Origin of the sequence: Mesorhizobium sp. CA14 (assembly GCF_020165195.1) — a bacterium.
In the GTDB taxonomy this organism is placed as follows: Bacteria; Pseudomonadota; Alphaproteobacteria; order Rhizobiales; family Rhizobiaceae; genus Mesorhizobium.
On sequence record NZ_JAIUHR010000025.1, the window covers coordinates 73389 to 94859 of the forward strand.

Annotated in this window: 23 protein-coding genes; 16 read left to right on the forward strand and 7 right to left on the reverse strand. The window is 64.2% G+C overall.

Features of this window, described 5'->3' with window-relative positions; translation table 11 throughout:
- Window positions 1-127: 127 nt before the first annotated feature.
- Together LB565_RS22730 and LB565_RS22735 are read left to right on the forward strand one after the other, a co-directional pair.
- Complete coding sequence (locus LB565_RS22730; RefSeq protein ID WP_224587984.1) at window positions 128-736, forward strand: cupin domain-containing protein; 609 nt, start codon at window positions 128-130, stop codon at window positions 734-736.
- The gene (locus LB565_RS22735) at window positions 726-1811 is read left to right on the forward strand and encodes an ABC transporter ATP-binding protein (protein WP_224587986.1); all 1086 of its coding nucleotides are present in this window, start codon (window positions 726-728) and stop codon (window positions 1809-1811) included. The genes LB565_RS22730 and LB565_RS22735 overlap by 11 nt, the downstream gene beginning before the upstream one ends.
- A gap of 16 nt (window positions 1812-1827) precedes the next feature.
- Here LB565_RS22735 and LB565_RS22740 read toward each other — a convergent pair whose 3' ends face one another.
- Window positions 1828-2529 (reverse strand): GntR family transcriptional regulator, encoded by a 702-nt coding sequence (locus LB565_RS22740; protein WP_224587988.1) that lies wholly within the window; start codon window positions 2527-2529, stop codon window positions 1828-1830.
- 228 nt (window positions 2530-2757) lie between these two features.
- Here LB565_RS22740 and LB565_RS22745 point away from each other — a divergent pair, with 228 nt between their 5' ends.
- From LB565_RS22745 to LB565_RS22785, 9 genes are all read left to right on the forward strand, one after another.
- On the forward strand, window positions 2758-3798 hold the full coding sequence (locus tag LB565_RS22745) for an ABC transporter substrate-binding protein (protein WP_224587990.1): 1041 nt from the start codon (window positions 2758-2760) through the stop codon (window positions 3796-3798).
- A 133-nt stretch (window positions 3799-3931) separates the two neighbouring features.
- Entirely contained in the window at window positions 3932-5011 is a 1080-nt protein-coding gene (locus LB565_RS22750) for an ABC transporter ATP-binding protein (RefSeq protein WP_224587991.1), read from the forward strand.
- Window positions 5008-5931, forward strand: a complete 924-nt coding sequence (locus LB565_RS22755) for an ABC transporter permease (protein WP_224587992.1) — start codon at window positions 5008-5010, stop codon at window positions 5929-5931. The genes LB565_RS22750 and LB565_RS22755 overlap by 4 nt, the downstream gene beginning before the upstream one ends.
- A complete protein-coding gene (locus LB565_RS22760; protein ID WP_224587993.1) occupies window positions 5928-6728 on the forward strand; it encodes an ABC transporter permease in 801 nt (266 codons plus the stop codon). Before LB565_RS22755 ends, LB565_RS22760 begins: the two co-directional genes overlap by 4 nt.
- Before the next feature lie 21 nt (window positions 6729-6749).
- Window positions 6750-8336: a gamma-glutamyltransferase gene (ggt, locus tag LB565_RS22765; RefSeq protein WP_224587994.1), complete on the forward strand. Its 1587-nt coding sequence runs from the start codon at window positions 6750-6752 to the stop codon at window positions 8334-8336.
- Between the two features lie 45 nt (window positions 8337-8381).
- The gene (locus tag LB565_RS22770) at window positions 8382-9911 is read left to right on the forward strand and encodes an acyl--CoA ligase (RefSeq protein ID WP_224587995.1); all 1530 of its coding nucleotides are present in this window, start codon (window positions 8382-8384) and stop codon (window positions 9909-9911) included.
- On the forward strand, window positions 9911-10888 hold the full coding sequence (locus tag LB565_RS22775; protein WP_224587996.1) for a 2-dehydropantoate 2-reductase: 978 nt from the start codon (window positions 9911-9913) through the stop codon (window positions 10886-10888). The genes LB565_RS22770 and LB565_RS22775 overlap by 1 nt, the downstream gene beginning before the upstream one ends.
- 102 nt (window positions 10889-10990) lie before the next feature.
- Entirely contained in the window at window positions 10991-11599 is a 609-nt protein-coding gene (locus LB565_RS22780; RefSeq protein WP_224587997.1) for a 2'-5' RNA ligase family protein, read from the forward strand.
- Between the two features lie 107 nt (window positions 11600-11706).
- Window positions 11707-12060 carry a nuclear transport factor 2 family protein gene (locus LB565_RS22785; RefSeq protein WP_224587998.1) on the forward strand — a complete coding sequence of 118 codons (354 nt, stop codon included), beginning with the start codon at window positions 11707-11709 and terminating at the stop codon, window positions 12058-12060.
- A gap of 89 nt (window positions 12061-12149) precedes the next feature.
- On the opposite strand, the gene LB565_RS22790 is transcribed toward LB565_RS22785, so the two are convergent.
- Together LB565_RS22790 and LB565_RS22795 are read right to left on the reverse strand one after the other, a co-directional pair.
- Window positions 12150-12629 (reverse strand): SRPBCC family protein, encoded by a 480-nt coding sequence (locus LB565_RS22790; RefSeq protein ID WP_224588005.1) that lies wholly within the window; start codon window positions 12627-12629, stop codon window positions 12150-12152.
- Window positions 12626-12979 (reverse strand): ArsR/SmtB family transcription factor, encoded by a 354-nt coding sequence (locus LB565_RS22795; protein WP_224588010.1) that lies wholly within the window; start codon window positions 12977-12979, stop codon window positions 12626-12628. Before LB565_RS22795 ends, LB565_RS22790 begins: the two co-directional genes overlap by 4 nt.
- A 173-nt stretch (window positions 12980-13152) precedes the next feature.
- On the opposite strand from LB565_RS22795, the gene LB565_RS22800 reads away from it, so the two are divergent.
- Window positions 13153-13500: an ArsC family reductase gene (locus LB565_RS22800; RefSeq protein ID WP_224588012.1), complete on the forward strand. Its 348-nt coding sequence runs from the start codon at window positions 13153-13155 to the stop codon at window positions 13498-13500.
- 242 nt (window positions 13501-13742) lie between these two features.
- On the opposite strand, the gene LB565_RS22805 is transcribed toward LB565_RS22800, so the two are convergent.
- From LB565_RS22805 to LB565_RS22815, 3 genes are all read right to left on the reverse strand, one after another.
- On the reverse strand, window positions 13743-14096 hold the full coding sequence (locus LB565_RS22805) for a DUF488 domain-containing protein (RefSeq protein ID WP_224588013.1): 354 nt from the start codon (window positions 14094-14096) through the stop codon (window positions 13743-13745).
- Window positions 14097-14191: 95 nt separating this feature from the next.
- Window positions 14192-15448: an aminopeptidase gene (locus tag LB565_RS22810; RefSeq protein ID WP_224588016.1), complete on the reverse strand. Its 1257-nt coding sequence runs from the start codon at window positions 15446-15448 to the stop codon at window positions 14192-14194.
- 126 nt (window positions 15449-15574) lie between these two features.
- A complete protein-coding gene (locus LB565_RS22815; RefSeq protein ID WP_224588018.1) occupies window positions 15575-16489 on the reverse strand; it encodes a LysR substrate-binding domain-containing protein in 915 nt (304 codons plus the stop codon).
- 96 nt (window positions 16490-16585) lie between these two features.
- Here LB565_RS22815 and LB565_RS22820 point away from each other — a divergent pair, with 96 nt between their 5' ends.
- The 3 genes from LB565_RS22820 (at window position 16586) to sbmA (ending at window position 19549) form a co-directional block, all read left to right on the forward strand.
- A complete protein-coding gene (locus LB565_RS22820; RefSeq protein WP_224588020.1) occupies window positions 16586-16786 on the forward strand; it encodes a hypothetical protein in 201 nt (66 codons plus the stop codon).
- A gap of 247 nt (window positions 16787-17033) precedes the next feature.
- Entirely contained in the window at window positions 17034-18149 is a 1116-nt protein-coding gene (locus tag LB565_RS22825) for a YbfB/YjiJ family MFS transporter (RefSeq protein ID WP_224588039.1), read from the forward strand.
- Between the two features lie 122 nt (window positions 18150-18271).
- Window positions 18272-19549 (forward strand): peptide antibiotic transporter SbmA, encoded by a 1278-nt coding sequence (sbmA, locus tag LB565_RS22830; RefSeq protein WP_224588021.1) that lies wholly within the window; start codon window positions 18272-18274, stop codon window positions 19547-19549.
- Between the two features lie 16 nt (window positions 19550-19565).
- Here the strand turns inward: sbmA and LB565_RS22835 are convergent, their stop codons facing one another.
- A complete protein-coding gene (locus LB565_RS22835; RefSeq protein WP_224588023.1) occupies window positions 19566-20579 on the reverse strand; it encodes a polysaccharide deacetylase family protein in 1014 nt (337 codons plus the stop codon).
- 203 nt (window positions 20580-20782) lie between these two features.
- Here LB565_RS22835 and LB565_RS22840 point away from each other — a divergent pair, with 203 nt between their 5' ends.
- On the forward strand, window positions 20783-21448 hold the full coding sequence (locus tag LB565_RS22840) for a tetratricopeptide repeat protein (protein ID WP_224588025.1): 666 nt from the start codon (window positions 20783-20785) through the stop codon (window positions 21446-21448).
- Window positions 21449-21471: the final 23 nt, after the last annotated feature.

The following is a 21471-nucleotide window of genomic DNA, read 5'->3' on the forward strand; positions in this document are numbered from 1 at the left end:
CGCCGACGTCTCATTTCGCTGGAGCACCCCTCATCCGTCGCCTTCGGCGACACCTTCTCCCACAGGGGAGAAGGGGGAGCCTGGCGGCGCTGCGCCGCACCGGTGGAAAGACAACAAGGACCAACGCATGGACATTCTTGACGAAGCGGCGGCAAAGCCGAAAGACGACGCCGATATTCGCGTTGGCCGGCGCGTGCGTGCGCTCAGGCTCGAGCGCAAGCTGTCGCTGGCCGAGCTCGCGGCCAAGGCCGGCATCTCTATCGGTGCGCTCAGCCAGATCGAGCGGGGCATGTCCTCGCTGCGCGTCAAGGTGATCTGGCCGCTGGCGGCGGCGCTCGATATCGAGCCTTCGGCGCTGATCACGGACGGCAATGAAGCGGTCAACGATCTCTATTGCGTGCGTGCCGACAAGCGGCGCTCGATCCCGGTGAAATCCGAAGGCATCGCCAAGGCGTTGTTGTCGCCGCCCGCCGCCACGCTTACCGGCATGCTGGTCACCGTAGAGGCCGGCGGCGGCACGGCGGAAGCCTACGCCCATGCCGGCCACGAATTCGGCTTCGTCATGACCGGCGAAGTCGAGCTGGTGGTGGACGCCACGACCTATGTGCTGAAAGCCGGCGACAGCTTCGCCTTCAAGAGCACGCTGCTGCATGCCTTCCGCAATCCCGGCGCCGAGCGCTGCCAGATCCTGTGGGTCAACACGACGAAGCCGTCCGAGGTGCGCGATGGCGCCTGACGCGCTCGTTCGTCTCGACAAAGTCTCGAAGGCTTTTCCGGGTGGTGTGGTCGGTCTCGATACGGTCGATCTCGACATTGTCATGGGCGAGTTCCTGACCCTGCTCGGCCCCTCCGGCTGCGGCAAGACGACGAGCTTGCGCGTCATCGCCGGCTTCGAAAGCCCGTCGAGCGGCAACGTCCTGCTCGAAGGCCGCGACATCACCGGCCTGCGGCCCTTCGACCGGCCGGTCAACACGGTCTTCCAGGACTACGCGCTGTTCCCGCATATGGATGTCGCGGCCAATGTCGGCTTCGGCCTGTCGCTGCGCAAACTCACCGGCGCCGAGCAGGCCAAACGGGTCCGCGAGGCGCTCGACATGGTAGGCCTCGCCGACAAGCTGCGCGCACGCGTCTCGGAATTGTCCGGCGGTCAGCGCCAGCGCGTCGCCTTAGCCCGCGCCATCGTCTGCGAGCCGCGCGTGCTTTTGCTCGACGAGCCGCTGTCGGCGCTCGACGCGCATCTGCGCGAGCAGATGCAGGTCGAGCTGAAGCGGCTGCAGTCGCGGCTGGGCACCACCTTCGTCATGGTCACGCACGATCAGACCGAAGCGCTGTCGATCTCCGACCGCATCGTCGTCATGAACAAGGGCCGCATCGAGCAGATCGCGCCGCCGGCCATGCTCTACGATCGTCCGGCAACGCGTTTCGTCGCCTCTTTCATCGGCACGATGAACCTGTTGCAGTCGCGCTTCCTCGGCCGCGACGGCGAGCGCCTGCACTTTGCCGCCGGCGACTTGCCGCTGGAGGCGACTTCCGACAGCGGCGAGACGCCGGCCGCCGGCGACATGCGCACCATCGGCGTGCGTCCGGAAGATCTCCTGGTTGCTGGTGAAGCCGGCGAAGGCACCGCGCCCGCGCGGGTCAGCGGCGTCGTCTTTCACGGCCGCACGCTGCGCCTGCATGCCGAGCTGGGGCAGGGCACTCCGATCGTCATCGACGCGCCGCGCCGCGCCGACGGTTCTCAATTCGGCGTCGGCGACGTGGCCTATGTCAGCCTGCGGCGCGGCGCCAACTGCCCCATGCTTTCAAGCTGATGGAACGGGGCTGGGCTCAAGACGCCTTGGCAAAGTATCCCTGATAGTCGGACTTAGCCTGCAGCAGGCGCAATATGTTCTCGCGCGAGCCGCGCACATGCGCGCGGGCGCGCTCGCCGGCCAGCGTGACGTCACCAGCGCAGATCGCGTCGACGATGCCGGCATGTTCCTCGCGGGTGAGCTTCCATTCGTCCAGCCACAACAGCTCCGTCCAGACATATTGCTGGCATTTGTCGAGGATGCCGCAAAGCATGCCATGCAGCATCTCATTGCCGCTGATTTCGGCGATCACCCGGTGCAGGTCGATGCCGACCTGGAGCTCCTCGAATTTCTCCCGCGTGCTGCGATCCGGGATCGCCGCCAGTCGCTCGCATTCGGCGAGCATCTCGCGCAGCCGCGCCTTGTCGGCGGCGGTCGCGTTGGCCGCCGCCAGTTCGGTCGCGCGCCCGTCGAGCAATTCGCGGATATCGAAAGCCTCGCGGAACATGGTCAGGTTGAACTCGGCCACCAAATAGCCCTGGCGCGGCCGCCCGATCACCAGCCCGTCGCGCTCCAGCCGGTTGAAGGCCTCGCGCACCGGCGTGCGGCTCACCTTCAGGCGCTCAGCGATTTCGTTTTCCGTCACCCGGCCGCCTGGAGGAATCTGGCCGGTGATGATCAACGCCTTCAGCGCCTCGAACACCGAGTCGCGCAGCGTGTTCTTTCTCTCCTTGCTCAAGCGTCCGCCTCCAACGGTCAGTCATGGAATCGCAGTCTAGTGCCTTTTAGCGTCTGCCTGAACAAGCCGTTTCGGGCGAGCGGCCGCTCCGAACCGTCTTTGCTCCCCCACCACCAAAAAACCCGATGCTCCATGTTGACATCGGCCTCCGAAAAATTACACTCAAAATTGTATACAAATTCGCATACCAAATCAACGATAACGGGAACACCGGTTGGAGAAGCGAAAATGACGAAGAGACTCTGTATTTATGGCGTGGCCGCCGCCGGCCTGCTGGCCACGGTCGCCGTTCCGGCCTCGGCCGCCGACACCATCACGGTCGCCTCATGGGGCGGCACCTATCAGGAAGCGCAGACCAAGGCCTTCTTCGATCCGACGGCCAAGGAACTCGGCATCACCATCAAGCAGGATACCACCAACGGCCTCGACGACGTGCGCCTGCAGGTCACCGGCAATGCCGTCAAATGGGACATCACAGAGCTTGGCGCCGACGAATGCGCGCGCGGCTCGAAGGAAGGCCTGTTCGAGAAGCTCGACTACAATGTCATCGACAAGACCGGCATCAACCCGAAGCTCGTGCATGACGACTGGGTCGGCATCTCCTACACCTCCGTCGTGCTGATCTATCGCACGGACGTGTTTGGCGACAAAGGCCCCAAGACCTGGGCCGACTTCTGGGACGTCGAGAAATTCCCTGGACGCCGTGCGCTCTCCGGCAGCCAGGCGACGGAAACCCTGAGCGTCGCCGCACTCGCCAAGGGCATTCCGATCGACAAGGTCTATCCTGTCGACATCGACGGCGCGCTGCAATCCGTCGACAAGGTCAAGGGCCATATCGATGCCTGGTGGACCTCCGGCGCGCAGGCCATGCAACTCGTCAAGGACGGCGAGGTCGACATGGCGAGCATCTGGAACGGCCGCGCCGGCACGCTGAAGAAGCAAGGCGCGCCGGTCAGCTTCTCCTTCGATCAAGGCGTGCTCACCGCCGACTGCATGGTCATCCCGAAGGGCTCGAAGAACAGGGACATCGCCATGAAGGCGCTGGCCAAATTCGTCAGCCCCGACCTCCAGGCCAACCTGCCGCTCTATGTCGACAATGGCCCGGCCAACGAGAAGGCTTTCGAGACCGGCAAGATCCCGCCGGAGCGGATCAAGGACATCAATTCCGCGCCCGAGAACGTCAAGAAGCAGGTGCTGCAGGATCCCGCATTCTGGCGCGACACGCTCGTCGAGGCGACCGAGAAGTTCAACAACCTGATCCAGCAGTAACGCTAAGCAATTCCAGGAAAAGTGCGCAGCGTTTTTCCGTCCGGAATTGCGTAACAAGAAACTGTCGGAGCGGCTTCCGATATGCCGCTCCGCATCGTTTCGCGAAAAAGATCCGGAGTTGAAGGAGATGCTCTTGTCTCTCGCGCAGTCCGCGCTTCCCATAGGCATCAGCGGTATCGAGAAGCGCTTCGGTGCTGTCTCCATCCTCAGCGATCTCAGCCTCGATGTGGCGGCGGGCGAATTCCTGACGCTGCTCGGGCCGTCCGGCTCGGGAAAGACGACGCTCTTGATGATCCTGGCCGGCTTCGTGCGGGCCAATGCCGGCTCCATCAAGGTCGGCGGCGAGGAGATCATCACCATGCCGCCGCACAAGCGCAACATCGGCATGGTGTTCCAGAACTATGCGTTGTTTCCGCATATGAATGTCTTCCACAACATCGCCTTTCCGTTGAAGCAGCGCCGCGTGTCGACGGCCGAAACGGCCGAGCGTGTCGAGAGGGCGCTGGACCTAGTGCAGTTGAAAGGCCTCGGCGAGCGGCGTGTCGACCAGCTCTCCGGCGGTCAGCGCCAGCGTGTGGCCTTGGCCCGCGCCATCGTCTTCGAGCCGCGCATCGTCTTGATGGATGAGCCACTGTCCGCGCTCGACAAGAGCCTGCGCGAGCATATGCAGATCGAGCTGCGCAACCTGCACCGCCGGCTCGGTATGACGACGGTCTACGTCACGCACGACCAGCGTGAGGCGATCACCATGTCGGACCGCGTCGCCGTCATGAATGCCGGGCGCATCGAGCAGATTGATCAGCCGGAAGTCCTCTACGCCAGGCCGAAAACAAAGTTCGTTGCCGGCTTCATCGGCGAATCCAGCTTCATTCCGGTCGAATGCCGCAATGGCGGCGTCTGGCATGAAGGCAACAAGCTGCGCATGAAGGATGCAATGCCGTCCTCGGGCCGGCACGTGATGGTGGTGCGGCCGGAAAAGCTGCGCCTGATCGCCAGCGAACAGACTGGCGACATCAATGCGCTGCCGGCAACGGTCGGCGACGTCATCTATCAAGGCGACAGCTTCGTCTGCTATGCGACGCTCAAGGACGGCCGGCAGGTGATTTTGCGCGACTATTGCCGCTCCGACGTGTTGGCGAGACTGCCGGCGCCGGGCGAGCCGATAACGCTCGGCATCGATGCGCAGGACGTGGTGCTGGTGGCGGACCAATGAGCATCGGATCCGTCAGTCTCGACCATGTCGGCAGGCCCGACCGCGCGCTCAATGCCGATAAGCTTAGCGCCGACGCGCGGCGGGAGGCGCGTGGCCTGTTCGCGCTTTTGTCGCCCGGACTGCTTCTGGTCTTCGCCGTCATCATCGTGCCGATCGGCTGGCTGTTCTGGCTTTCGCTGTTCGACGAGAGTGATCAGCTCAGCGCCGCCAATTATGCGCGCTTTTTCGAGCAGGCCTCCTACATCAAGACCTTCGTCACCACCTTCAAGGTGGCTTTCGCCGTCACCGGCGCCTGCGTGCTGTTCGGCTATCCGCTGGCCTATATGCTGTCGCAATTGCCGCGCCGCGCCGCCGGGGTCTGCCTGATCTTCGTCATCCTGCCGTTCTGGACCTCGGTGCTGGTGCGCACTTATGCCTGGCTCGTCATCCTGCAGCGCAAGGGACTGGTCAACACATGGCTGATGGATATCGGCGTCATCGGCCAGCCGCTGCCGCTCGCCAACAATTTCGCGGGCGTGGTGATCGGCATGACCCACATCATGTTGCCCTTCCTCGTGCTGCCGCTCTACGCCTCGATGAAGACCATCGACGTCGACTGCCTGCGCGCCGGTATGAATCTCGGCGCCAGCCCGGCCGCCACCTTCCGGCAGATCTTCTTCCCGCTGTCGCTGCCCGGCCTTGCCTCGGGCGTGGTCATCGTCTTCGTGCTGTGCCTCGGCTTCTTCGTCACTCCGGCGCTGATGGGTGGCGGCAAGGTCATCATGTGGGCGATGCGCATGGAGCAGACCACCAGCCTCTATTCCAACTGGGGTGCGGGCGCTGCCCTCGGCGTCGTGCTGCTCGCCGTCACGCTGGCGCTGCTCGGCCTCTTCCGCTGGCTGCTCGGCGCCCGCGCCACCGGTGTATGGAGTCAGCGATGAGCATGGAAAATGCCCTGCCCATCTCGCATCGGCAACGCCTTTGGCTCTACGCGCTCGGCGGCCTTGTCATGCTGTTCCTGATCGCCCCGTCGGTGATCATCGTCATCATGTCCTTTTCCGACTCGTCGCTCTTAGAGTTCCCGCCGCAGGAATGGTCGCTGCGCTGGTATGAAAGTTATTTCGGCTCGGTCGAATGGCGCGACGCCACCGTCGTATCGGTCAAGGTTGCGGTGATGACGGCTGTCGTCGCAACGCTGCTCGGCACCGCCGCGGCCTACGCCATCAACGCCCGCACACTGCGGCTGACCGGCGCGATCAACGCGCTGCTCACCGCCTCACTGATCATCCCCGTCATCCTGATCGGCATCGGCACCTTTTTCCTCTATGCCCGCATCGGCCTCAACAACACACTGACCGGCTTGGTCATCGCGCACACAGTGCAGGCGCTGCCGCTGGTCGTGTTGACAGTCCTTTCGGGCCTGCGCTCCTACGACATGAACCAGGAGATGGTGGCGCGCAGTCTCGGCGCAGGCCGCTTCTCCGCCTTCTTCCAGGTGACGATGCCGCAGATACGCTTCTCGATCGTGTCCGGCGCGCTGTTTGCCTTCATCACCTCCTTCGACGAGGTGGTGGTGTCGCTGTTCATCTCCGGCGGCGAGACCACGACGCTGACGCGGCGCATGTTCAATGCGCTGCGTGATCAGATCGATCCGACGATCGCCGCCATTTCGACTTGCCTGATCGTGCTATCGATCGTCTTGTTGTCCGCCGCCCAGCTTTTCGGCCGTGGACGTTGATACAGGGATACCTTGAACCGAATGCGTGACTTCCAGTTCCCCGGCCGCTCGCCGGTCCGCACTACCGAGGTGATGGCCGCGACCTCGCATCCACTCGCCACGCTTGCGGCCATCGACATGCTGCGCTCCGGCGGCAACGCCATGGACGCCGCGGTTTGCGCGGCCGCGGTGCAGGCCGTGGTCGAGCCGCAGTCGACCGGCATCGGCGGCGACTGCTTTGTCCTCTATTGCCCGAAGGGGGACGGGAACGTGCTTGCCTTCAACGGCTCGGGCCGTGCTCCAAAGGCCGCGACGGTCGACTGGTATCTGGACAAGGGATTTAGCGAGCTTCCGAAGCAGGGTCCGCACGCGGTCACTATCCCGGGCGCCGTCGACGCCTGGTGCCGGCTGGTGGAAGATCATGGCCGCAAGGGTTTGGCCGACGCGCTCGCTCCGGCCATCCGTTACGCGGAAGAAGGCTATGTCGTGCACGACCGCGTCGCCTTCGACTGGCAGGACCCCGAGACCGACCTGTCGGCGGACGAGGTGGCAACGCGCATCTTCCTGCCCGGCGGCAAGCCGCCGAAAGCTGGCGATGTCCACCGCCAGCCTGAGCTGGCGGAGACCTTGCGCATCATCGCGAAAAAAGGCCGCGCCGGTTTCTACGAAGGCGCGGTCGCGGAGGACCTCGTCGGTCGGCTTCGCGCGCTCGGCGGGCTGCATACGCTCGACGATTTCGCCGCCACGAAGGGCGATTACCGGACCCCGGTCAGCACCGCCTATCGCGGCTACGGCATCCACCAGATGCCGCCCAACAACCAGGGCCTGACCGCGCTTCTGATGCTGAACCTGCTTTCGGGCTTCGACCTCGGTACGCTCGATCCCGGGGGTGCCGCGCGCCTGCACCTCGAGATCGAAGCCGGCCGGCTCGCCTATCAGGATCGCGATGCGTTCTTCGCCGACCAGGATCATGTCGACGTGCCGGTCAAGGCGCTGCTCTCCGCCACCTATGCCGACAGCTTGCGCGCCGCTATCGACCCCGAACGCGCCATGACCCATCTGCCGCGTCTCGATCTTCCGGGCAGCGACACCGTCTATATCAGCGTCGTCGACCGCGACCGCAACGCGGTGAGCTTCATCAACTCGACCTATTATTCCTTCGGCAGCGGCGTCGTCGGCCCGAAGACCGGTGTCGTGCTGCAGAACCGTGGCTCGAGCTTCCGCCTCGATCGGAAGCACCCGAACGCGATAGCGCCCGGCAAGCGCCCGATGCACACGATCATGCCGGGCATGATGACGAGGAACGGCCGCGCTGTGATGCCCTTCGGCGTAATGGGCGGCGGCTACCAGCCGTTTGGCCATGTGCATCTTTTGACCAACATGATCGACTTCGGCATGGACCCGCAGCAGGCGATCGATGCGGCACGGGTGTTCTACAACCACGACGTCGTCGAGGCCGAGCGAAGCGTGCGCGCCGAGACGATCGAAGGCCTGCGCCGGCTCGGCCACAAGGTGGTCGAGCCCGACCACCCGCTGGGCGGCGGGCAGGCGGTGCTGATCGACTGGGAAAAGGGCACGCTGACCGGCGCATCCGATCCGCGCAAGGACGGGCTGGCGCTCGGATATTGAGCGGCGCTGGACATAAGCCGATCGTTCGAAACATAGTCTGGAACCATGACAAACAGCGAAAACGCCACCGATCTTGCCCATCGTCTTGCGCCCGGCGCCGATGACGCGCCGGCCATCGCCGCACCCGAACGGGCAGCGCTCTCGCATGGCGGCTTGCGCCGCCTGATCCGCGATACCGTGGCGCGGCTCAACGCGCTCGGCATCGGCCGGGGAGACCGCGTTGCTATCGTGCTGCCGAATGGTCCGGAAATGGCCACGGCCTTCATCGCCGTGGCGGCGGCCGCGTCCACCGCGCCGCTCAACCCGGCCTACCGGTCCGACGAGCTCGATTTCTACCTGACCGATATCGGCGTCAAGGCGATCCTTGTCGGCAAGGATGAGGCAGGTCCCTCGGTCGAAGTCGCCGAGCGCCTCGGCATTCCGGTGCTACGGCTCGTGGTGCCGGAAGGCGCGCCCTCCGGTGTCTTCGCGATCGAGGGCGATCCCGTCGGACCACCAGTCGCATCAGGTCTGGCCGCAGATGGCGATGTCGCGCTTCTCCTCCACACCTCAGGCACCACGTCGCGCCCAAAACTCGTGCCGCTCAGCCACGCCAATCTCGCCGCTTCGGCCGCGCATATCGGCGCGACGCTCGGCCTGACGCCGGCCGACCGCTGCCTCAACATCATGCCGCTGTTCCATATCCATGGCCTGATCGCGGCGGTGCTCTCCTCGCTCGCCGCCGGCGGCAGCGTCTTCTGCACGCCCGGCTTCAACGCGCTGCGTTTCTTCCCGTGGCTCTCCGAGGCCAGGCCCAGCTGGTATACCGCCGTGCCCACAATGCATCAGGCGATCCTGCCGCGGGCCGCCCGCAATCCCGAGCAGCTCGCCGAGGCGAAGCTGCGCTTCATCCGCTCTTCCTCGGCGTCATTGCCGGCGCAGGTCATGGCCGAGTTGGAGAAGACCTTCGGCTGTCCGGTGATCGAGGCCTACGGCATGACGGAGGCCGCGCATCAGATGGCGTCCAATCGGCTGCCGCCTGGATTGCGCAAGCCTGGCAGCGTCGGTGCGTCGGCCGGGCCGGAAGTCGCCGTCATGGCGCCGGACGGGCGGCTGCTCAAAGCCGGCGAGATCGGCGAGATCGTCATTCGCGGCCCGAACGTCACCGCAGGCTACGAGAAGAACCCGGACGCCAATGCAAGCGCCTTCGCGCATGGCTGGTTCCACACCGGCGACCAGGGCGTGCTCGACGAGGACAATTACCTGCGCGTCACGGGCCGGCTGAAAGAGATCATCAATCGCGGCGGCGAAAAGATTTCACCGCTCGAGGTCGACGAGGTGCTGATGGATCATCCGGCGGTGGCGCAGGTCGTCACCTTCGCTATGCCGCATGACAAGCTGGGCGAAGAGGTGGCGTCCGCTGTCGTGCTGCGCGAAGGCCAGAGCGCCAGCGAGGCCGATATCCGTGGCTTTGCATCGACCCGGCTCGCCGACTTCAAGGTGCCGCGCAAGGTGGTGATCCTCGACGAGATCCCAAAGGGCGCGACGGGCAAGCTGCAGCGCATCGGGCTGGCGGCCAAGCTCGGGCTCGGCTGATGCGTGTTACAGTCTTTGGCGCCGGCGCGATCGGCGGCTACCTCGCCGCGAAGCTGGCGATCTCCGGTTCTGTCGATCTGTCGATCATGGCGCGCGGCGCGCATCTCGAAGCGATCAAGGCCAACGGCCTGCGGCTGATCGAGGACGGCAAGGAAACGGTGACGCAGGTCAGAGCTGCCTCCCGCGCGGAGGAACTCGGCGTGCAGGATTATGTCGTGCTGGCGCTGAAGGCGCATTCGCTGGCCCCGGCGCTGGGCGAGATCGCGCCGCTCCTGGGCGAGGGGACAGCCGTCGTCACCATGCAGAACGGCGTGCCCTGGTGGTATTTCCACAAGGCGGGCGGCGCACTCGAAGGCACACGGCTCGACGCGGTCGATCCGGGCGGCACGATCTGGCAGCGCATCGGGCCGGAACGTGTCATCGGCTCCGTCGTCTATCCCGCTGTCGAGGTCGATGCGCCGGGCCTTATCCGCCATGTCGAAGGCACGCGCTTTTCCCTGGGCGAGCCTTCGGGCGAAAAGAGCCAGCGCGTGACCGCGCTTGCCCGCGAAATGGTCAAGGCCGGGCTGCAGGCGCCGGTGCGCGAGGACATCCGCTCGGAGATCTGGGTGAAACTCTGGGGCAATCTTTCCTTCAATCCGATCTCGGCGCTCACCGGCAGCACGCTTGCGGCCATCGTCGCTGACGACGCCACACGCGCCGTCGCCCGCGCCATGATGCTGGAGGCGCAGGCGATCGGCGAGCGACTCGGCGTGCGCTTCCTCATCCCTGTCGACCGGCGCATCAAGGGGGCCGGGGATGTCGGCGAGCACAAGACCTCGATGCTGCAGGATCTCGAACGCGGCCGTCCGATGGAGATCGATGCGCTGGTCACCGCCGTTCAGGAGCTCGGCCGCCTGACCGGCCAACCGACGCCGACCATCGACAGCGTGCTGGCGCTGGTTCGGCGGCTTGCGATCGAGCGCGGGTGTTATTGACTTCACAGACGTGAAGATCGTCCGCTCTTGACTCTCGCCAATGTTCCTGTTTTGTTCTAGTAAGGAGTTGTAACAGGAGCGTTCTCAGCCGAACGAGTACAGATGTCTCGGCAGCAAGAGTTTGATTTCGGCATTCCGATTCCTCCACTGCAGCCGAAGCTGCGGGATCGCGTGTTCTTCGCGCTGTTTTTGCAGGCCAAGAATCGTGCCGCGTTTTGGTCATTGCAGAAACATCTGTGCGATCTCAACGGGATAACCGGATCGCTGCTGCTGAAAGAGCGATTTCATGTCAGTCAACGACATGTCGGTGATTACAAAAGACTTAGATCGAAAATCGAATTCGCGGCAAAGCGAGCCGGCCAGTTGGTTGAAATGCCGGCGTTTGAAGTCACGTTTAGCTATGCCGTGAGTTTTCCCGGGCGCCCGGCGGCAAAAGGCAGGCCGCCATCGCGTCCGTTCGTGCTTTTGGCAGACGATGGACCGGTCTGCGAACTCAGCCGGTTGATTGGCGTTGCGATGAAGGCAAACGGTCTCAAATCGGCAGATCATTTCGTTCCGCACATGACGCTTGCCTATGACAAGAAATTCATTCCCAGGCAGCCCATCGATCCGATCAGTTTTGTGGCAAGAGAGTTCGTTCTCGTTCACAGCCTGCGCGGCCTGACGATCTACAAAGATCTGAACCGCTGGCCGCTGGTAGCCGCGCCATAGGCCAGGCGCCACCATCCTGACACGATTTGTCACCTGCGGAGCCGGCTGTCGGTGGCAGGCGAACGATCGATACCTACTTGATGTCTGGTCCAAACCGGGAGGAAATCATGACCACTGCCGAAATTGCCAAGGATTTCACCGAGCTCCTCAAGCGAGGCGACAACCACGGCGCCGCCGCGAAGTACAATGCCGACGACATCGTCAGCTACGAGGCGATGGAAGGGCCGATGGCCGTCTGCAGCGGCAAGCAGGCCGTCAAGGAAAAGGGCGCATGGTGGGAAGCCAACCACGAGGTTCACGGCGGCTCGATCGAGGGGCCATACGTCAATGGCGACCAGTTCGCGCTACGCTTCAGCTTCGACGTGACGCCCAAATCGACCGGCGAACGCGTAAAGATGGATGAGGTTGGCCTCTACACGGTCAAAAACGGCAAGATCAGCGAAGAGCGTTTCTACTACTGAGGCTTGCTGGCCTTGGGCTGCGAACGCCCTTCGCAGCATGATGTAGGCATGGCGACCTCGGATGATATCCAGGCCGCCATGTCTGCTTCTCAAATCGTCTTCACATAATCCGCAAGCTGGTCGGCCACCGTGCCCCAGCCGTCGAAGAAACCCATCTCCTCATGGCTGTTGCGCGTCGCCTCGTCGCGGTGGATGGCGGTAGCGGTGTAGCGCGTGCCTTTGCCCTCGGGCGTCAGTGCGATGACCGCGGTGATGAAGGGCTCGCCGGACGGCCGGTAGCCCGGCAGCAGCGCGTCGGTCCACACCAGCCGCTCGTTCGGCACGATCTCGAGATAGCAGCAATGGCGGTCGTTGATCTCCTTGCCGTCGGGCGATTGCATGCGCGTGCGAAACAGGCCGCCGGGCTGGAGGTCGATCTCGCAGTCGGTGATGACCCACGGCTTCGGCGTGAACCACTGCTTGACATGCTCAGGCCTCGTCCAGGCGCGCCACAAGAGTTCGCGCGGCGCGTCGAGGAAGTGCTCCAGCGTCAGGTCCAGTTTCGGGTTCGGCTTGAACGGATAGCTCACTTTTCAATCTCCTTGAGGTTCATCACATAGGCGTCGAACTGGTCGAGCCGGCGCTCCCACAGCGCGCGCTGTTCGACGAGCCAGTTTTCCGCCAGCTTCAGCGGCTCGGGCGAGAGGCTGTAAGTCCTGACCCGGCCGGCCTTTTGCGACTGCACCAGCCCGCAACCTTCCAGCACCTTCAGGTGCTCGACGAAGGAGGGGAGCGCCATGCCGAACGGCTCCGCCAGCTCGCTGACCGAGGCGGGACTTCTGTTCAGCCGCTCCACGACGCGCCGCCGTGTCGGATCGGCCAGCGCGCGAAAAATGCCGTCGATGGGCGGTGGGTTCTGGCTTGCTATCTGCAGGCTCATGGCTGTTCCTTCCGAGACCGCCTGGCGGTCAGGTGATCTTTGCAGGAAGATACTTAGGAAAAACCCTTAGTATTGGCAAGGCCAAAATCGCACCGCCGCAAAGCGCTGGCAAAGCTTATGGGGCCGGCCTAGGCTTCTGCCGGATTCGAAAATTCATCTGACAGAGGCCCGCTTTGACCATCACCATGTACGGCATCACCACCTGCGACACGATCAAGAAGGCGCGTGTCTGGCTGGAGAGCCATGACGTCCCGTATCGCTTTCATGACTACCGGGCAGAGGGGATCGAGGCCGACAGGCTCAGCGGTTGGGTCGGCAAGGTCGGCTGGGAAAAGCTGCTCAACAAAGGCAGCACCACCTTTCGCGAGCTGCCGGAAGCGGATAAGGCCGGGCTGGACGAGAAGAAGGCGAAGCAGCTGATGCTCGCCAAACCGACGATGATCAAGCGGCCGGTGCTGGAGGTCGGCGAGCGGATATTAGTGGGGTTCAAGCCGGAGGTTTACGAGGAGGCGGTGAAGTAGGGGCGGGACGCCGAAGCTGCCAATCTCCCCCTTTGCGGGGGAGATGGCCGGCAGGCCTGAGGGGGGTGTGAAGGAACGCGGCGTTGGCCGACGTGTCGACGCGAAGCTGCCTCGGGTATGCAGTTTGATTATTGAGAGGCTGGAGGGACAGCACCCCCTCTGCCCTGCCTGGCATCTCCCCCGCAAGGGGGGAAATCGGACGTCGCTTCCGCCTTCGCTTATCGCCAACGTAGCGGGATACATCACGTCCCTCGCAAATAGTCCGCCAGCGCCACCGCATTGTTGTGCGCCTCGTCATGCGCGCCGTAGAGCAGCGTCACCTTGCCCTCGCGCAGCAGGCCGCGCAGTTGCGCCACCGCCTCGCTATTTGCATCAAGCTCGGCCCGATATCGCTTCTTGAATTCCGGCCAGCGCTCCGGCTCGTGGCCGAACCATTTGCGCAGTTCGTTGCTCGGCGCGATCTCCTTCAGCCATAGCGTCAGCTCGGCGTCCTTCTTGCTGACGCCGCGCGGCCAGATCCGGTCGACCAGCACCCGCCGGCCGTCGGCTTTCGCCGGCGGCTCATAGACACGCTTCACCGCAATGTCGAAGGCCACTTACGCCTCCTTTGCCAAGCAATTCCAAGAAAAGCGTGCAGCGCTCGGCGACTTCGCCGTGGCCGTCCGTTCGGAATTGCGCCAACAAAGTACCGTTACGCCCACTCGCCCTTGCGCATCACCGGCACGCGGCCGCCGTCCTTGGCCACGCCGTCGATGTCGATCTTGTCGGAGCCAATCATCCAGTCGATGTGGATGAAGCTCTTGTTGCCGCCGCGCTCCGCGATCTCGTCCTGGCTGAGCGACGCGCCGTCGACAAAGCATTTCGAATAGCACTGCCCGAGCGCGATGTGGCAAGCGGCGTTCTCGTCGAACAGCGTGTTGAAGAACAACAGCCCGCTCTTCGCGATCGGCGAGGAATGCGGCACCAGCGCCACCTCGCCGAGACGGCGCGCGCCTTCATCGGTGTCCAGCACCTTCTGCAGCACGTCCTCGCCCTTCGAGGCTTTGGCCTCGACGATCCGCCCGCCTTCGAAGCGCACCGAGATGTCGTCGATCAGCGTGCCCTGGTAGGAGAGCGGCTTGGTCGAGGAGACATGGCCCTCGACGCGCATTGCATGCGGCGTGGTGAAGACCTCCTCGGTCGGGATGTTCGGGTTGCAGGTGATGCCGTTCTTCGCCGTCGAAGCGCCGCCCATCCATTCATGGCCATCCGCCAGCCCGACGGTCAGGTCGGTGCCCGGTCCGGTGAAATGCAGCGCGTGGAAACTGTGCTCGTTGAGCCATTTTGTGCGCTCGGCCAAGGCGGCGTTATGCGCCTTCCAGTTGCCGATCGGGTCCTCGACATCGACCCGCGAGGCCGAGAAGATGGCGTCGGCGAGCTTCACCACCGCGACGTCGTCGGGCTCGCCCGGAAACACTTGGCGAGCCCACGCAAGGTCGGGATAGGCGACGATGTTCCAGTTGATGTCGAAGCCGGTGATCTTCTCCAGCGCCGGCTGGTAAGCCATCGAGTTCGCCTTGTTGGCGCGCGCCACCTTGGCCGGATCCTGTGACGAGAGCAGCGACGGATCCTCGCCGCGCACGGCGAGCCGCGCCGCATTATTGGAGAACGCCTTCGCCATGCCTTCGTAGAGCCAGCCGGCGGCGCGGTCGAAGCCGGCGTCTGCCCCATAGCGAAAACGCGCCAGCGTGATCTCGTCGTCATTGAAGATGGGCGTCACTATGCCGGCGCCCGCCTTGTAGGCGTGCTCGACGATGCGTCGGGTCAGTGGCAGCGCCGCGATCGAGGAGGTCAGCACAAGGTCCTGGCCAGGCTGCAGCTGCAGCCCGACCTTGACGGCGACTTCCGCCAGCCTGTCGAGCTTCACCGGGTCGATGCTTGCCGAAACGCCGCGCGAATGTGTGGTCATGATCCTGCCTGCCGTTATGTTGGGGTTCTCATCCTTACATAGACCGCTGCGATTGACCTTTCCACCGCGATCGACTGGGCCTGCTCTCAAGCAGGACGAACCGCGTCGCTGAAGAGTGCGGAGCGGTTATGCGGCGCTGTCCAGCGCCCGGAACTGCGCCATGGTCGCCTCGATCTCCTCGCGGATCCAGGCCTTGAAGTCGCGCACCTTGCGGCTTTCGCTCTTGGTGGCCGAGGTCACGAGCCAGTAACCCAGCCCGCTCTCGGCCCTGATCCCAAAGGGCGCGACCAGCCGGCCGTCGGCCAGCGCGTCGGCGGTCAGCAACTGCCAGGCGAGCATCACGCCATGACCGGCGATCGCCGATTCCAGGCAAAGCATCGGATCGGTGAAACGCGCGCCTTTCTGGAAGGTGACCGGCTCGACGCCCGCCGCCTCGAACCAGCCGTCCCAGCTGAACATCGCCCGCTCGTCGGTGATCGCGCAGGTCTGCGCCAGATCGCCGATCGATTTCAGCTTGGCCGCGATCGAGGGCGCGCAGACCGGAAACACCTCCTGGGCAAGCAGAAGCTCGGCGCGTCCGCCAGGCCATTTGCCGTCGCCAAGCCGGATGGCGATATCGATGTCGGACCGGTCGAGATCGGCGACCCTGGCCGACGCGTCGATGCGCAAAAGCACATTCGGATGGCGCGCGAAATGCCGCGACAGCCGGGGCAGCAGCCATTTCGAGGCGAAAGCCGGCGCCACCGAGACGACCAGCGTGCACTCGTTGGTCTCGTTGGCCAGCGCCACCGCTTGCGCAAGCTCGCGGAAGCCGGCGCTGAGCCGCGCCGTGAAGGCGGCGCCGAATTCGGTCGGCACGAGTCCGCCCGGCGTTCTTTCGAACAGCGCCTGTCCCAACTGCTTTTCCGTGCGCTTGACCTGCTGGCTGACGGCGCTGACCGAGACGCTGAGCTCCGCCGCCGCTCCCGCCAGCGATCCCAGCCGGGCGACGGTTTCCACGGCGCGCAGGCCGTTGAGATGGACGCGGTTCAGCATAGCCATCCAGTTTTTCTAAAGTGAACGGACCGAAATCTCAATTGAAACCGGATAGAAAACGGCAGAATTTACCTGGAACAGCCTTGAACCACGAGGTGGCCCATGAAGATTTTATCTTTTCTGAAAGGGCTGTCCGGCGCCGAGGCGAGGCCGCGCGAGGACGGCGAGATCGCACACTGGATCACCGATCCGTTGTCGCATCCGGTGCTCGATACCATGTCGGAGCGCGAGCTCGGCGATATGCCCTTCCGGCTGACCGCCCGCCGCACTGCATATGAAACGTCAGGCGCGGCTGGCCGCTAAGTTATTGGCCTTTTCGGCGGCGCTCCCCTCATCCGGCCGCTTCGCGGCCTCCCTTGGGGAGAAGAGATGGCGCCGGCACCGACAGGCTCCTCTCCCCACCGGGGAGAGGTCAGCCGAGCGAAGCGGAGGCTAGGTGAGGGGATGTCCGCGCCTGGCCCAACGCAAGCACGTTGTTTCGCCTGCGCGCACAATTACTCTGCGCCGCAATGAACGCCTCGCCATCTCCCTGCGGCTTGCTCTCGCCGGCATGGTCGCGCTTGCCGTCGCCATGGGCATCGGCCGCTTCGTCTACACGCCTATCCTGCCCGGCATGATGGAAGGATTGCATTTGACGCCGGCCGATGCCGGCTGGATCGCATCCGCCAATTATGTCGGCTACCTCATCGGCGCTTTGGCCGCTGCCGGAGGCTGGGCGCATGGCCGCGAGCGCATGCTGATGTTCGCCGGCCTCGCCGCCAGCGCCGTGCTCGCGGCCCCGATGGGGCTCACCGAGACGATGGCCGCCTTCCTCGTCATCCGCTTCCTCGCCGGCCTCGCCAGCGCCTTCGTCATGGTGTTCATGGCCTCGATCGTCTTCAGCCATCTGGCAGAGGCCGGCCGCGGCGATTTGCAGGCGATGCATTTCGGCGGCGTCGGCCTGGGCATTGCCGCGTCCTCGGCGCTGCTGGCGATCCTCGTCTCCGAACATGCGGGCTGGGCCGCGGGCTGGCTCTGGTCGGGAGCGCTTTCGGCCGTCGGCCTGCTCGTCGTCGCGCTGCTCGCCGGCTCGACCACCCCGGCCAATGTCACCGACGGGCGCGAGCCGGCGGTGCCGAAGCACGGGTCCCTGGTGAAGATGATCGTCGCCTACGGACTGTTCGGCTTCGGCTATGTGGTGACGGCCACTTTCCTGGTCGCCATCGTCCGCCAGGGCGGCGGCGGGCGCGTCTTCGAGGCCACTGTCTGGATGGTCGCCGGCCTGGCCGGCTTTCCCTCGACATGGCTTTGGCAGAAGCTCGCCGGCCGGATAGGGCTCTATGCCGCCTACGCTGCTAGCTGCCTGGTCGAGGTGGTCGGCGTCGCCGCCAGCGTCGTCGTCAAGGGCGCAGCCGGACCGTTGATAGCAGGCGTCCTGCTCGGCGGCACCTTCATCGCCATCACGGCGCTGGGCTTGCAGATGGGCAGGCAGCTCGCGCCGCGGGCGCCGCGCCGCATCTTCGCGGTGATGACGGCAGCCTTCGGTCTTGGCCAGATTGTCGGCCCGATCGCCGCCGGCCTGCTCGCCCAGGCCTGGGGCAATTACGTGCTTGCCTCGATCCTGGCGGCGGCGGCGCTGCTCGCCTCCGGCGTCATTGCCTGGTCGGCTGCGCCAAAATCGCCATGATTTGCGGCTTGTTCGATACCGGGCGTCGGGCACGGGCATTTTCTTTCCCCCTAATGTGTGACTTTATGCCCGCCGAACAGCAACGCCGCTGATTTGCGGTCAGACCGAGGAAACCCGCCACAGTGTTCGTATCCTTCTTCCCGCAGCCGAAGCTTTTCTTCACATCGGCCGCCGTCTGGAGCCTTGCGGCGATCCTGTTCTGGTTCTTCGGCGGCGAGCAGCTGGGCGCCGTCTTCGGCCTGCCGCCGGCAGCGGCCGGCACGCCGCCCATCATCGGCATCGCGGTGCTGTGGTCGAAGCCGTTCCTGTGGTTCTACATCTACTTCGCGGCTTGCGTTGTGATCTTCTACGCCTTCTGGAGCTGGTACGCCCCGCACCCGTGGCAGAACTGGTCGATCCTGATGACCGCCGTCATCCTGTTCTTCATCTATTTCAACGTTCAGGTCTCGGTGGCGGTCAACAATTGGTATGGTCCGTTCTTCGATTACGTGCAGGGCCTGATGTCGGGCACAGCGAAATCGACTGACTCGGAATTTTACATAGGATTGGCCGATTTCTCCTGGCTGGCGCTCGTCGGCATGAACGTGCAGGTGGTCAATGCCTTCATCGTCAGCCACTGGATCTTTCGCTGGCGCACCGCGATGAACGATTACTTCATGGCCAACTGGGGCCGGCTGCGCCACATCGAGGGTGCTTCACAGCGTATCCAGGAAGACACGATGCGCTTCTCGCAGATCATGGAAGATCTCGGCTCGACCTTCGTCCAGTCGATCATGACCTTGATCGCCTTTCTGCCGGTCTTGATTCAACTGCAGGCCCACATAACCGAATTGCCGATCGTCGGCGCGATCCCGCAGCCGCTGGTCGTTGCCGCCTTGGGCTGGTGTCTGTTCGGGACGATTTCCGTCATGGTGGCGGGTCTCAAGCTGCCGGGCCTGCAGTTCCGCAACCAGCGCGTCGAGGCAGCCTATCGCAAGGAACTCGTCTACGGCGAAGATCATGCCGACCGGGCTCAGCCGGCGACGACGACACAATTATTCGCCAATGTCCGCCGCAATTATTTCAAACTATATTTCCACTACATCTATTTCAACGTCGTGCGTTACACCTATCTGCAGGCCGACAACATCTTCTCGTTGCTCATCCTCGGGCCCTCGCTGGTTGCGCACAAGATCACCTTCGGCGCCCTGAACCAGATCTCGAACGCCTTCGGCAAGGTGACGAATTCGCTGCAGTTCCTGCTGAATTCCTGGTCGACGATTGTCGAACTGCAGTCGGTGCACAAACGTTTGCGAGCCTTCGAAGCGACGCTGCAGGGCGAGCAATTGCCGATTATCGATCAGCACTATCTAGAACGCGAGCAAGCTGGCATGCGTCCCGAAGATCAGCCGGCAAGCTAGAGCGCGGCCAGTCCAGTTAGCCGCCCACACTCGCCTGTGCCTGGCCGGCGCGCTGGCGCGCGACATAGTCGCGGAAATTGATGCACTCCACATCGGCCTTCACGCAGACCTCGCCGGCGAAGCGCTCCAGCGCATTCCAGTAGGCGCCGCTATTCATCAGTGTGAAGTGGAAGCCGAGCTCCAGCGGCAGGCGCTTGCCGTTGTACTGAGCCTCGAAAGCGGCATGGAACGCCTGGTAGGCGCGTTCCGAAAATGCGTCCGCCATGGCCGGCTTTTCGGTGCCGTCCGAGTGGCGGACATAAAGATTGTAATCCATGGCGACCACCGGCTTCGATTTCGGCCCTTCCGGAATCTGCGGCAGCGCAAAGCGGGTGGTGCCGTTCTTCGTTGGCGCCACGGCCGGGCCGTTCGAAACGCCGCTCGCGTCGTATTCAAAGCCGGCCTCGGGCAGCGCTTCGTAGAGCGCCTTATCGGTGGACAGATAGGGCGCGCGAAAACCGGTTACGGTATGGCGGGCGAAATCGCGCCAGCCGGACGGCTCGGGAGAAATACCGTTGATCGCATAGGCGTTTTCGAAAATGCGCCGCGCGGACGCGAATTCGGCCAGCCAGTCGGCCTTGCTCCAGTCCTTGCCGTCGAAATGGCCGCAGGCATGGCTGCCGATGTCGTGGCCCTCGGCCGCGGCCAGCCGAACCTGTCCCAGCCGCTCGGCGACATCCTGCTTCGAGGCGCCGAAGCCGACATTGGATTTGCCGGCGGCCTTGCCGGGGCCGGCATATTGCAGCCGCGTCTCGGGAGAGAGCAGGAAGACGCAGGACAGGAAATAGGTGAAATGCGCGCCCGTTCGCTTTGCCAGCGCCCGGCTGCGCTGCCATTGCGAGATCTCGCGGGCGGCGTCGAACGAGATCAGCACGACCTGTTTCGGTTTGGCCGGCAAAGCGGCTGGCGATTTCGGCGGATCGGCGAAGGCGGCATTGGCTGAGGCAAGCGAGGCGAGACTGAATGCAAGGACGCGGTACGAACGAAGCATTGGCAACCTTCTGGCGGGGATGTCTCCGGCTGATCGGAAGCCGGCTATCGCGCAAATGTGGCGCGGTTGCGTTCGGGCGAGCTCTGTGGGCGCCGGGCATTCCCAGCCGATTTTCCGGCCCGCCCCCTTCCATGCCGACGAAATTTCGCTAAAACGCGGGGCTCAAGAAGCGCCCCCTTCCGGGGCAGCAATGGTTTTGATTGATGTCGGACGACAGTTTTATCCGCGAAGTCAACGAAGAGATTCGTCGCGAGCAGGCGCAGGCGCTGTGGGATCGTTTTGGCCCGGCCATTCTCGGCATCGCCATCCTGATCGTGCTGGGAACGGCGGCCGTCGTCGGTTACCGATACTGGGACGAGAGCCGCGCCAACCGTTCGGGCGACGCCTTCTCGGCTGCGTTGAAGCTCGCCAATGACGGCAAGCGCGACGAGGCGATCGCCGCGCTCGATCAGCTGGAGAAGGACGGCTACGGCGCCTATCCGCTGCTCGCCCGCATGCGCGCCGCGACCGTCAAGGCCGACAAGGGCGACGTCGACGGCGCGGTCAAGGATTTCGACGAGGTCGCCGCCGACAACGCAATTCCCGCCGGCATCCGCGACATCGCGCGGCTGAGGGCCGCGCTGCTGCTCGTCGATCATGGTTCCTACGCCGACGTCTCAAGCCGCATCGAGGCGCTCACCGCCGACACCAATCCGCTGCGCCACTCGGCGCGCGAGGCGCTCGGCCTTGCCGCCTGGAAGGACGGCAAGTCGGCCGACGCGCTCAAACTGTTCGACCAGATCTCTTCGGACGAAGCCGCCCCGCGCAATGTGCGCCAGCGGGCACAGCTGATGTCCGAGCTGATCCGCGGGTCGGGCAACGCCTCGTGATTGCATGTCGCCCAAAAGTGCGC